9 protein-coding genes are annotated in these 11765 nt (G+C 73.5%); 2 read left to right on the top strand and 7 right to left on the bottom strand.

What is annotated here, in order from left to right; all coding sequences use genetic code 11:
- Positions 1–354: 354 nt before the first annotated feature.
- Entirely contained in the window at positions 355–1128 is a 774-nt protein-coding gene (locus ACIGXM_RS35880; RefSeq protein WP_396568312.1) for a G1 family glutamic endopeptidase, read from the top strand.
- Between the two features lie 47 nt (positions 1129–1175).
- On the opposite strand, the gene ACIGXM_RS35875 is transcribed toward ACIGXM_RS35880, so the two are convergent.
- From ACIGXM_RS35875 to ACIGXM_RS35845, 7 genes are all read right to left on the bottom strand, one after another.
- A complete protein-coding gene (locus tag ACIGXM_RS35875) occupies positions 1176–2309 on the bottom strand; it encodes an FAD-dependent monooxygenase (RefSeq protein WP_396568311.1) in 1134 nt (377 codons plus the stop codon).
- A complete protein-coding gene (locus tag ACIGXM_RS35870; protein ID WP_396568310.1) occupies positions 2306–2908 on the bottom strand; it encodes a GTP-binding protein in 603 nt (200 codons plus the stop codon). The genes ACIGXM_RS35875 and ACIGXM_RS35870 overlap by 4 nt, the downstream gene beginning before the upstream one ends.
- Positions 2909–2913: 5 nt before the next feature.
- Positions 2914–3264 carry a DUF742 domain-containing protein gene (locus ACIGXM_RS35865; RefSeq protein ID WP_396568315.1) on the bottom strand — a complete coding sequence of 117 codons (351 nt, stop codon included), beginning with the start codon at positions 3262–3264 and terminating at the stop codon, positions 2914–2916.
- Between the two features lie 50 nt (positions 3265–3314).
- Positions 3315–3722, bottom strand: coding sequence for a roadblock/LC7 domain-containing protein (locus ACIGXM_RS35860; protein WP_396568309.1), 408 nt, complete (start codon positions 3720–3722; stop codon positions 3315–3317).
- Entirely contained in the window at positions 3719–6214 is a 2496-nt protein-coding gene (locus tag ACIGXM_RS35855) for a nitrate- and nitrite sensing domain-containing protein (RefSeq protein WP_396568308.1), read from the bottom strand. The genes ACIGXM_RS35860 and ACIGXM_RS35855 overlap by 4 nt, the downstream gene beginning before the upstream one ends.
- Positions 6215–6389: 175 nt before the next feature.
- Positions 6390–7493, bottom strand: a complete 1104-nt coding sequence (locus ACIGXM_RS35850) for an aldose epimerase family protein (RefSeq protein ID WP_396568307.1) — start codon at positions 7491–7493, stop codon at positions 6390–6392.
- Positions 7494–7569: 76 nt separating this feature from the next.
- Positions 7570–10533 carry an ATP-binding protein gene (locus ACIGXM_RS35845; protein ID WP_396568306.1) on the bottom strand — a complete coding sequence of 988 codons (2964 nt, stop codon included), beginning with the start codon at positions 10531–10533 and terminating at the stop codon, positions 7570–7572.
- A gap of 255 nt (positions 10534–10788) precedes the next feature.
- On the opposite strand from ACIGXM_RS35845, the gene ACIGXM_RS35840 reads away from it, so the two are divergent.
- Positions 10789–11739 (top strand): terpene cyclase, encoded by a 951-nt coding sequence (locus ACIGXM_RS35840; protein WP_396568305.1) that lies wholly within the window; start codon positions 10789–10791, stop codon positions 11737–11739.
- Positions 11740–11765 lie beyond the last annotated feature (26 nt).

Genomic DNA, 11765 nt, shown 5'->3' with positions numbered 1-11765 from the left:
AGACGCTCGGCTGGGAAACCCCAGCCGAGCGTCTGCATAAACTCATCGCGGCCTAGACAACCGACCACGTGTTGCGACGACCACTAGAAACCACCCCGCCCGCGGCGCCCCTTCGCGTACGCCGGGGGCGCACCGGACCTGAGCGTGCGTCAGGCAATGTCGCCGAGGAAACCAGTGAAATCCAGAAACCAGTTGACTTGACCTCAGCTATTCGAGTGACAAAGCAAAGATTTGCATATCCGTAACATCAACCGACCACTATCCTCCCCTACCGTTGTCGGCACGCCGTCAATCCGGTTGCCTCCCCTGTTCCACCGGCACCCCGGATTCCCCCACCCCACAAGGGAGACGTCCATGCCCGCAACACGCCGCAGCTCGTTGGCCATCGCCGCCGCCCTCCTGGCGGTCGCCGCCAACACCGCCCCGGCGCTCGCCGCTTCCGCCCCCGCGGTGCCGAACGCCCCGATGATCCCCAGCGGCAGCGCCCCGCACCTGGTCGGCCCGCACGGAGAGATCCTGCACAGCTCCAGCAGCAACTGGTCCGGCTACGCCACCACGGGTGCCAAGTTCACCAGCGTCAGCGCCAGTTGGGTCCAGCCGACGGCCACCTGCGACGGCAACGACAGCTACTCCAGCTTCTGGGTCGGCCTGGACGGTGACGGCAGCGACTCGGTCGAGCAGACCGGCACCGAGGTGGACTGCTCCGAGGGATCCCCGCTGTACTCCTCCTGGTACGAGATGTACCCGGCCTACCCGGTCAACTTCAACGACGCGGTCCGGCCCGGCGACCACTTCACCGCCAGCGTCACCGCCGGCGACGGCGGCTCCTTCACCCTCAAGCTCTCCGACACCACCCAGGGCTGGAGCCACACGGTCAAGAAGACGCTGAGCAACGCCGCGCTGGCCTCGGCCGAGATCATCGCCGAGGCGCCGTCCGACGCCAGCGGCCCGCTCCCGCTGACCAACTTCGGCACGGTCGACTTCACCGGCGCCAAGGTCAACGACAAGCCGCTCGGCAGCTTCAACCCCGACAACATCACCATGGCCACCAACGGCTCCACGCTCGCCACCACCTCGCCGATCACCGACAGCAAGGACTTCTCGGTGAGCTGGAAGAGGTCCAGCTGACGGACGGCCAACCGGATCGGGGGCCGGTCACCCGCCGGCCCCGACGCTCAGTAGGGCTGGACCAGCACGTGCGCGGCGCCCGGCACCCCGATCGCGAGCAGCTCGTCCTCCGCCGCCGTGGTCGGCGTGCCGGTCTCCTGCCTGAGCACGGCCCGGGACAGCGCCTGCACCCAGAGCGCCCGCGGCCGTCGGCGCCGCTCCCAGGCGGCCAACGCGGCCGGGACCTCCGCCTCCGCGTCCAGCGACTCGGCCAGCACCAACGCGTCCTCGATCGCCATCGCCGCGCCCTGCGCCAGAAGCGGGGTGCTGGCGTGCGCGGCGTCCCCGGCCAGCACCACCCGCCCGACGTGCCAGGGCGCGGCCACCGTCACCTGGGAGATCCGGGAGTAGACCACCGCGGCCGGGTCGGTGACCTCCGCCAGCGCCTCGGCAACCGGGCCCTCGATGCCGGTCAACCGCTCGGCGAGCTGCCGGTGGGCCCGCCGCGGGTCCGGCCGGAACTCCTCGGCCTCGGCGGACAGCGCGGCCAGGTGCATCAGTCGGTCGCTGACCGGGGTGAGCGACACCTTGGCCGCGCGGTCCGCCGAGGTCACCAGCACCCCGCGCAGCCAGTCCGGGCGCGGCAGCGTCACCCGCCAGGCGGCGAAGCCGGTGTACTCGGGGCCGAAGGCGTCCCCGTAGAGCCGCCGGCGCAGCGGCGAGCCGGTCCCGTCGAAGCCGACCACCAGGTCGTAGCGCCGCTCGCTGCCGTCGGACAGGCCGACTTTCACCTCCTCACCCTCCTCCGTCAGTTCGGTGAGGGTGGTGTGGAAGCGGATCCGGGCGCCCGCCGCGACCGCCGCCCGACCCAGCACGGCGGCCAGCGCGGGCCGCGGGATGCCGTTGGCCGCCGGGACGCCGGCCATCCGCGGCTGCGGCAGCACGGCCAGCGTACGGCCGGCCGGGTCGCAGAGGGTCAGTTCCTCCCAGCGGAAGCCGGCCGCCAGGCAGTCCGCCAGCACGCCGATCTCCCGCAGCGCGTGCAGCGCGTTCGAGGGCTGGGTGATCCCGACGCCCACCCCGTCCGGCTCACCGCGCAGTTCGGCCACCTCGACGCGGTGGCCGCGCTGCCCGAGCGCGGTGGCCAGGGTCAGGCCGCCGATGCCGCCGCCGTGGATCAGCACCCGGAGCGGCGGGGTCACGGCGCGCCCACCGGGACGGCGGGGGCGGCCGGCAGCCGCATCAGGTGGTCCACCAGGGCGAGCAGCAGGTCGCGGCCGAAGGCCCGTTCCCGGACGTCCCCGAGGAGCAGCGGGACCCGCGGGTCGAGGTCGAGCGCGGCCCGGATCTCCGCCGCGCCACGGGTGTTCCGGCCGTGGAAGCAGTTGATCGCCACCACGAACGGGATGCCCCGGCCCTCGAAGAAGTCGATCGAGGCGAAGCTGCTCTCCAGTCGCCGGGTGTCGGCGATCACGATGCCGCCGAGCGCACCGTTGACCAGGTCGTTCCACATGAACCAGAAACGCTCCTGGCCGGGGGTGCCGAACAGGTAGACCACCAGGTCGGGGCCGATGGTGATCCGGCCGAAGTCCAGCGCGACCGTGGTGGTGTCCTTCTCGTCCACCCCGGCCAGGTCGTCGATGCCCACGCTGGCCCGGGTCAGGTACTCCTCGGTGCGCAGCGGCGCGACCTCGCTGACCGAACCGACCAGGGTGGTCTTGCCCACCCCGAAACCGCCGGCGATCAGGATCTTGACGGCGGCGGGCGCCTGCGCCCCGCCGACCGGCTGACTGCTTGTCATCGTCTTCAGAGTCTCCGGAGTCCGTCACGAACGGCGGCCAGCAGGCCGAGGTCGACCCCGCCGCCGGAACCGGCCACCGCGAGCGGTGCCCGGGCGTGCAGCAGGCCCTGGGCGATCAGGTCGCCCAGCAGGATCTTGGTGACCGAGACCGGCAGGTCGAGGTCGGCGGCCACCTCGGCCACGGCCGCCGGGCGCCGGCAGCGGGCCAGGATCACCCGGTGCTCCGGTTGCAGCCCGCGGGTGGCGGCGCGGCCGTCCTCGGGGAGCGGATCGACGGTGGTCAGCACCGTGATCAGGCTGAGGTCGTCCCGCTCGGGGGCGGTCCGGCCGCGGGTGATGGTGTACGGACGGACCATCGAGTCGGAACCGTCGTCGTCCGCCTCCTCGGCCTCGCTCCAGTGCGGGCTCACCCGAGGCCGCCCCGGACCTGGGTGCCGAGCTTCTGGCCGACCTGCTGGATCAGGGTGTGCATGGCCACCGCCATCACCTCGGCGTCCACGTCCTGGGAGGCGATCACCGCCAGGTGGGTGCCCTGTCCGGCGCCGATGACGAAGAGCCAGAGTTCGGCCAGCTCGACGATCACCTGGTGGACGTCGCCGCCGCCGAACAGCTGGCCGACGCCGCGGGCCAGGCTCTGCTGGCCGGTGGCGACCGCGGCGAGCCGCTCGGCGTCCGGGCGCTCGATGCCGCGGGAGTGGCTGACCACCAGGCCGTCGTCGGAGAGCAGCACGGCGTGCCGGGTGCCGGCCACCGTGTCGACGAGACCGTCCAGCAGCCAGTCCAGGTCCTGGTGAGTGGCGGTGGTGCGTGTCATGACTCGTCTTCCGTCCGGGAGTTGAGGGGGAGGTCCTGCGTGTCGCCGCTGCCGGTGCCCTGTCGGGCGACCCGGGACTGGCGCTGGAAGGCGCCGATCGCCGCGCCGGAGCGGGTGGGGGTGTCGGGCCGGCGCGCCGGCGCGGTCGCGGGGGCGGCCGGGGTGCGCAACTCGGCGGCCAGGCTGGCCTGGCGGACCCGCTGGGGCAGCGGGGGTTCGGGGGTGGCGGCCGTGCCGCCCTGCTCGGCGGCGCGCAACGCCCAGGACGGGCGGGCGCCCGCGCGGTCGGGTGGGGACCCGGCCGGTGCGGGCTCACGGGTGGACTCGTCGTTCGGGGCGGGCCGGCGGGCGTGCCTGGCCCCTCCCCTGCGCTCGGGTGCCGGGCCGGCCGGGTCGGTGGCGCCCGGCAGGTCCTCGGGCGCGATCCGGTCACTCACTCGCGTGGCGCGCTCCGACGTGGGCAGGGCGAGCAACGCGGGTGCCCCCGGCGCGACGGACGGCGGCGCGCCGGTGCCGGCCAGTGCGCGCCCCCGGATCCGGGAGGGCAGCGCGACCGGCTCGACGAGCTCCGCGGTGCCCGGGTCGCCGGCCGCCGGACCGGACGCCGCGGCCACCTTCGCCGGCGGGCCGTCCGTCACCAGCTCGGCCGGGATCAGCACCACCACCCGGGTGCCGCCGAACGCCGACGGCCGGAACTCCACCCGCAGCCCGAGGCTCTCCGCCAGCCGGGCGACCACGTAGAGACCGAGCCGGACGTCGTCGGCCCGGGTCACCACGTCCATCCGCGGCGGACGGCGCATCAGCTCGTTGGCCGCCTCGCACTGCTCGGGTTCCATGCCGAGCCCGCGGTCCTCGATCTCCACCGCCAGCCCGCGGCCGACCAGCGCGGCCCGCACCTCCACCGGGGTGGGCGGCTTGGAGAAGGCGGCGGCGTTCTCCATCAGCTCGGCCAGCACGTGCACCACCGGCCCGACCGCCCGCTCCGAGAGCCACGGCGAACCCTCGATGTCGAGCGTGATCCGCCGGTAGTCCTGCACCTCGCCCTGGGCCGACCGCAGCACGTCCAGCAGCGGGACCGGCTTGCGCCAGCGGCGCTGCGGCTGCCCGCCGGCCAGGATGACCAGGTTCTCCTCGTAGCGGCGCAGCCGTGCGGTCAGGTGGTCGAGGTCGAAGAGCCCCTCCAGCACCTCGGGGTCCTCGTGCCGGCGCTCCATCTGGTCGAGCTTCTTGAGCTGCAGGCCGATCAGCAGCTGGGTGCGCCGGGCGATCCGCTGCAGCAGCCGCTCGAAGCCGCGGTGCTGCTCGGCCTGCTGGACCGCGGCGCCGATCGCGCTCTGCCGGGCCGCGTTGAGCGCCCGGCCGAGCCGGTCGAGCTCGTCGCCGCGGCCCGCCGCGGAGTCGGCGGTGATCTCCCGGCTCTCCGCGGCGGCCGGCTGCTCACCGCGGGCGAGCCGGTCGACCAGCTCGGGCAGGCCGCGTTCGAGCCGCTCGGCCTGGTCCTGCAGGTGGGTGATCCGGCGCCGCAGCGAGCGGGCCAGCCGCCAGCTGGTGGCGCTCACCACGACCACCCCGAGCAGACCGATCACGCTGGTCAGCACGAGCCTGAGGAGCAGCGAGTCGATGCTGCTCCGCCCGGTCGAGACGACGTCGTCGGTGCGGGTCTGCAGCAGCGCGACCAGCTGCGGGGTGACCAGGTCGACGGCCTGGCGCCACTGGTCCGCGTCGGGCGGCAGCGGGACCGTGCCGTCGGCGTTCGGCGCGGTGGGCCGCATCAGGTCCTGCTGGACGACGTCCATCGCGGACCAGGCGGCGCCCTGGGTGAGTTGCTGCCAGCCCGCGGCCTCACCGGCCGGCAGGTAGGGGGCGATCTTGGCGGTGTACAGGAAGCCCTGGGCGCCGATGGCCTGTTGGACGGTCTGCAGGTCCGCCTCGTCGAGCCGGCCGGTGGGCCAGCCGCGGGCCAGCACGGCGTCTTCCCGGGCGATCATCTCCTTGGCCCAGAGGGCGTCGACCAGGGTGCGCGACTGGTAGCCGGCCGCGCCGTTGTCCGCCTGGCCGAGCGCGCTGAAGAGCTGCAGGTCCGTGCTGATCAGGTTGGTGTAGAAGGCGTAGGCGGCCTGCTGGTTGGCACTGCCGTCGTCCACCTCGGCTCGCTCCGCGGGGAGTTGGGACATCGCCTGGCGGGCCTGCCGGACCGCGTCGCGGACCCCGGCCGGGGCGTTGCCGGCGGTTACCGAGGAGAGGGACCGGAAGCTGCGGACGGCGGCGTCGGTCAGCTGGCGGCGCAGGTCCAGGTCGTCGCTGACGCTGCCGGGCTGGGCGAGCTGCTCGGCGCTGAGCCGGCGCTCCTCCTGGAGGCTGTAGTAGACCAGGTTGGCCGGTTGGCCGGCCTTCTGGGCCAGCAGCTCCTGGGCGGCCTGCTGCTGGTAGTCGGCGAAGGTCTGGCCGGTCGTCACCGTCCAGAGCGCGGCGAGCGCGACGGCGGGGACCACGGCCAGCGCGAGCAGTGCTCGACGCAGGGTGAGGCGCGAGCGCCCGCTACTGAAGGCTCTCCGCGTGCGCAGGGCAGACTCCTCGCCGGTGGCGGCAGCCGGGCAGGACCCGCCGCCTGTGGTACGACCGATGACGGGCGATACTAGTCATACCGATATGTCCGGCGGAAGAACCTCAGTTGAAGCGCAGGAGCGTCACCGAGCGGAACTCCTCGCCCGGCCGCAGCTCGGTCGAGGGGTACTCCGGGTGGTGCGGGGAGTCGGGGAAGTGCTGGGTCTCCAGCGCCACGCCCGCGTACGGCCCGAACGGCTGCCCGCTCTCCCCCGTCACCGCGCCGCTGAACGAGTTGGCGGTGTAGAGCTGGACGCCCGGCTCGGTGGTCAGCACCTCCAGGGTGCGTCCGGAGACCGGGTCCTCCAGCAGCGCCGCCCGGGTCGGGGTGCCGTCCGCCGGGCGGGGCCGGAGCACGAAGTTGTGGTCGTAGCCACCGGCCGCCGCCAGCTGCGGGTGACTCTCCGAGATGCCCTTGCCGATCGGCCGCGCGGTGGTGAAGTCGAACGGCGTGCCGGCCACCGGCTCGGACGGGCCGTACGGGATCTGCCGCTCGTCGACCGGGGTGTAGTGGTCGGCGTCCAGGGTGAGCAGGTGGCCGAGCACGTCGCCGCTGCCCTCGCCGGCCAGGTTGACGTAGGCGTGGTTGGTCAGGTTGAGCACGGTGGGCCGGGTGGTGACGGCCCGGTACTCGATGGCGAGCGTGCCGTCGGCGTCCAGCAGGTAGCTCACCCAGACGTCGAGCGCGCCGGGGAACCCCTGATCGCCGTCGCGGCTGCGCAGGTGCAGCCGGACGCCCGCGCGCCCGCCGTCGCGCAACTCCTCGGCGGCCCACATCCGGTTGGCGAAGCCGTCCGGTCCACCGTGCAGGGTGACCCCGTTGCCGGTGGGGGCGAGCGGGTGGTCCACGCCGTCCAGGGTGATCCGGCTGCCGGCGATCCGGTTGGCGTACCGGCCGACGGTCGCGCCGTAGTGCCGGGCCGGTCCCAGGATGTCCGCCAGCTTCTCGCTGCTGACCAGCACCTGGGCCACCCGTCCGGAGCGGTCCGGGGTCCGCACGGTGTGCAGGGTGGCGCCCAGGGTGAGCACGGTGGCCTCGACGGCCCCGGCCCGCAGGGTCCACCGCTCGATCGCCGCGCCGGCCCCGCTCCCGGCCAGCGGGGCGTGCGAGACCTGGGGCGGCTGCGCCGGGCTCCGGCCGGTCGCCTGCTGCGGGTCGAGCGCCATGTCCTGACTCCTCTGCTCTGCCGCCGGGCGGGGGCGGACGGTGTGCCCGGCATATGCGGTGCGGTCGTGAGGCAGCCTAACCTTCGGTCTGGCCAGGACGGGGCTTCTTCAGCCCGAGCGCGGCGGCCAGGCCGCCCTGGGTGGTCCCGGTCTTGCGGTGCACCGCGGACAGCCGGCGGTTGACCAGGCTGAGCAGGATGTCCAGGCGCTCGGCGATCTCCACCGCGCTGAGCCCCTCGACGGCCAGTTTGGCGACCTCCCACTCGGGCTGGCTGAGCGCCTCCCTGCCGGTGCTGCGCAGCCGGTTGGGCCTCAGCCCGGAGGCGCCCAGCTCCTCGCGGGCCCGCTCCACCAGGCCGTCCGCGTTGCACTCGACGGCCAGCTCCATGCCCTGGTGCAGCTGCTCGGTGGCCTCCGCCAGCCGGCCCACCCGGCGCAGCGCGGCGCCCAGGTCGACCAGTGCGCGGGCGTGTTCGTACCCGACCGGGGAGCGACCGAGTTCCACCACGGACTCGGTGAGCAGCTCGACCGCGCGCTGGCCCTCGGCCAGCCCGGCCGCGATCCGCAGCGCGCTGCCGACCGCCGAGCCGACGCCGAACGCCCGGGCCCGGCGCACCCCCTCCTCGGCCAGCTTGCCCGCCTCCTCCGGGTCGTCCGGCTGGACGGCCTGCGCCAGGTGGCCGACCCACGGCGCCCAGATGGTGTTGTGCCAACCGCGGTCGGCCAGTTGGCCGCCGACCGTGCGCAGCACGCCGACCGCCGCCTCCCGGTCGCCCTGGGCCAGCAGCAGCTTGCCGTACAGGGTCGGCGCGTTCGGCAGCACCATCGCGGTCGGGTGGTAGGGCGGCGCGAAGCCGTGGTCGGCGGCCAGCTTCCAGGCCTCCTCGACCCGGCCGCGGGCCAGCAGGGTGTCGGCCAGCACGCCCACCGTGTTCCACTGCAACGGCAGGCCGTCGCCCAGCCGGCGGGCGATCCGCAGCGCGCCGCGCAGGAACTCCTCGGCCTCGGCGAGCGCGCCGCGGCGGAACCGCACCAGGCCCATCAGGAAGTACGCGAAGCCGACGTGCCCGCCGCCCCAACCGGCCACCTCGAAGGCCCGGATGGCCTCCTCCAGCAGCTTCTCGGCGCGGTCCAGCTGGTCGGTGTAGATGTAGGTCAGCGCGACGATCCCGGGCATCTCCAGGCCCCAGGTGGTGCCGGTCCACTCCAGGCCGGGCGGCAGCTGGCCGTCGATCAGCGCCGAGTCGACCAGGGCCAGCGCCTCGGCGGCGGACTCGCCGCGCAGCGTCAGGTCCCAGGCGCGCAGCGCCCGAGTGGCCCGCGCGTTGACGTCGTCACCGGTCAGCTCGGCGTTGAGCCGGGCCAGCCGGGCCGAGCGGCCCGGTCCGTCCGCCTCCTCGCGCTGGAAGGCCGCCCACATGAAGTGCGCCACCTGCAGCCGCATCCGACCGGGACCGGGCGCGGTCCGCTCGGCCTCGTTCAGGGTGACCTCGGCCGCCTCCAGCAGTTGGCCGCTGTGCGCGAGCACCTCAGAGAGCCGGAAGGTGGCGTCCACCCGCAGGTCCTCGCGCAGTTCCTCGGTGTCCAGCGCGAGGCGCAGCTGGTGGACCGTGGTGGCCGGGTCGGTGAGCAGCGCGGAGCAGCCCAGCTCGTAGATCACCTCGGCCCGGTCCTCGTCCTCCGGCGGCTCCGCCAGGGCCCGCTCCAGGCAGCGTTGGGCGGCGGTCGGCGCGCCGACCGCGAGGTGTTCCTGGGCGGCCCGGCGCAACTTGCCGACCACCTCGGGATCGCCCTCCGGGTGGGTCTCCAGCAGGTGGCGGGAGGCCTCCACCAGCGGACGCCCGGCGTTCTCCACCTCCACCGCGGCCTTGCCGTGCATCGCGGTGCGCACGCCGGGCCGGATCGACTGGTAGACCGAGGTGGCGATCAGCGGGTGGACGAACTCCAGCGGGCCGTCGGCCGGGCCGTCGAGCACCCCCTGGCGGCGCAGCTCCGCGATCGCGTCCGCGGCGGTGGACGGGGGCTGGCCGGCGATCCGAGCCGCCAGCCGGATGTCGATCTGGGTGCCGAGCAACGCGGCGGCCTGGGCGAAGGTGAGGGTGTTGACGCCGAGTTTGGCCAGCCACAGCTCGCGGGTCATGCCCTGGGCCTCGGCGGCCAGGTTGTGCAACAGCGGGACGTTCTCGTCGATCGGCTCGATCCGGCTCTCGCGGACCTTCACCAGCAGTGCGTTGGTCAGGTACGGGCTGCCCGCGGTGACCGCCCAGACCTGCCGGCAGAACGCGTCGTCCGCGGTGTCCGGGAAGGCGGCGCGGACCAGCTTCTCGATCGACTTGGGCTGCAGGCCCTGGAACTCCAGGTGCCGGTGCGAGTTGGCGGCCACCAGCTTGCGGAAGGTCTGTGCCTCCTCGGGCAGTTCGTCCGAGCGCCAGGCGATCGCCAACAGCACCGGCAGCTCGGGGCAGCGCACCGAGAAGGCCTCCAGCCAGCCCAGCGACTCCAGGTCGGCCCACTGGAAGTCGTCCACCAGCATCACCAGCGGCGCCTTCAGTCGGGCGAGTTGGGTGACCACGTAGTCCAGGCCGGCCTTGACGCTCTGCGGATCGAGTTCGTCGGCGGACGGCCGGACCAGGCCGACCGCCGGGCCCGCGATCTCGGTCCACGGACCGAACGCCTCGCACCGTTCCTGCTCGGTGAGCCTGAGCAGTTCGGGCTGGAGCAGCTGCCGCAGCACGTGGAAGGGCTCGGCCCGGCGCTGCTCGCCACCGCGGGCCGAGAGCACGGTGCAGCCGGCGTTCCTGGCCAGCCTGCGCACCTCCTGGAGCATGCTGGTCTTGCCGTAGCCGGGCTTGCCGCTGTAGAGGAGCAGCGAGCCGAGTTCGACGCCGCCGGCCGCGAACTCCCGGCACAGGGTGTCGACCGCCTGGCCGGCCACCTGGATCGCCGTGTCGCGCTCGTGCAGCGGCGGCCGGGTCGAATCCGTCCCCGTTTCGTTCGGCTGCCCGCCCTGTCCCACCCGCTCGCCCGCCTGTTCGGTCACTGTCGGTCCCTCCACCCTGCCGCTACGCGATCCTGCTGCGAGGTTAGCGTCACCCGGACCGGCGTGAATCCGGTTTGCGCAGCCGGCGAACTATGACGACGATTCAACTCCGGGGGCTGCGGGCATTGCTGCGACATCCCTGCCATGTGATGGTGTGATCAGATACGCTGCGCCCCCGGGGGGACCTGGCGGATCTTGGCACAACCTGTGGCAGGACCGGCCCCACCAGCCCCCTCACGTCTTCCCGGGAGTCCGATGTTCGACCCGACCGCGCTCGAACTTCCCTTTCCTCGCCGTCGCAACCCCCACCTCGCCGTCGCGCAGGCCCAACACCTGCTCTGGCTCGAGGAGTTCGACATGCTCGGCAGCCGGATCGGTCCGGCCGGGTACGCCCGCTGGGACGTCCCGACGCTCGCCGCGCTCAGCTATCCCGATTGTGCCGCACCAGAGTTGGCGCTGGCCACCGATCTGATGGCGTTCTACTTCCTGTTTGACGACCAGTTCGACGGACCGCTCGGGCGCCGGCCCGCCCAGGTGGCCGCGATCTGCGAGGAACTCGGCGGCGTGCTGCAGGGCCGGCCGGTGGCCGGCCGATCGGCGTGCACCCGGGCCTTCGCCGACCTCTGGGCCCGGATCACCGACGGGATGTCCGGCCGCTGGCGGGCCCGCGCCGCCTACAACTGGGAGTGGTACCTGGCCAGTCACCCGGCCGAGGCGGCCGGCCGGCGCGGTGGCCTGCCGCCCGACCGCGAGGGCTACCTGACGCTGCGCCGGGGAACCGCCGCGATGGAGAGCGTGCTGGACATGATCGAACGGCTGGGCCGCTTCGAGGTGGCGCCCGCCGCGTTCCACTGCCCGCAGCTCCGCCAGCTTCGCCAACTGGCCGCCGACATCCCCTCGTTGAGCAACGATGTGCGCTCCTACGAGGTGGAGGCCCCGAGGGGCGATGTCAACAACCTAGTGATGATCGTGCAACGCGAGCGCGGCTGCTCGCTGGCGGAGGCGGGTGCGCTGGTGCTCGCCGAGGCCCGCCAGATGGCCGCGCGCTACTCCCAGTTGCTCGACGAACTGCCGAGAACCCTGGAGGACCTCGAACTCGACCCGGAACAGGTCACCGTGGCGCGGCGGTACGCCGACGGGCTCACCGGCTGGCTCACCGGATACCTCGACTGGGAAGTCAACACCGGTCGTTACCGGACCGGGTGACTTCCCTGGTACGCACGGTAGTCGAT

This window comes from Kitasatospora sp. NPDC052896, from assembly GCF_044547075.1.
Taxonomy (GTDB): Bacteria; Actinomycetota; Actinomycetes; order Streptomycetales; family Streptomycetaceae; genus Kitasatospora.
Note: the sequence above shows the minus strand (reverse complement) of the source record. Positions and strands in the feature narration are given on the sequence as shown.

Bases quoted from the DNA above. Each gene is read 5' to 3' on its own strand.
- ACIGXM_RS35840 (WP_396568305.1), top strand. From the start codon at position 10,789: ATGTTCGACCCGACCGCGCTCGAACTTCCCTTTCCTCGCCGTCGCAAC.
- ACIGXM_RS35880 (WP_396568312.1), top strand. From the start codon at position 355: ATGCCCGCAACACGCCGCAGCTCGTTGGCCATCGCCGCCGCCCTCCTG.
- ACIGXM_RS35865 (WP_396568315.1), bottom strand. From the start codon at position 3,264: ATGGTCCGTCCGTACACCATCACCCGCGGCCGGACCGCCCCCGAGCGG.
- ACIGXM_RS35860 (WP_396568309.1), bottom strand. From the start codon at position 3,722: ATGACACGCACCACCGCCACTCACCAGGACCTGGACTGGCTGCTGGAC.
- ACIGXM_RS35850 (WP_396568307.1), bottom strand. From the start codon at position 7,493: ATGGCGCTCGACCCGCAGCAGGCGACCGGCCGGAGCCCGGCGCAGCCG.
- ACIGXM_RS35870 (WP_396568310.1), bottom strand. From the start codon at position 2,908: ATGACAAGCAGTCAGCCGGTCGGCGGGGCGCAGGCGCCCGCCGCCGTC.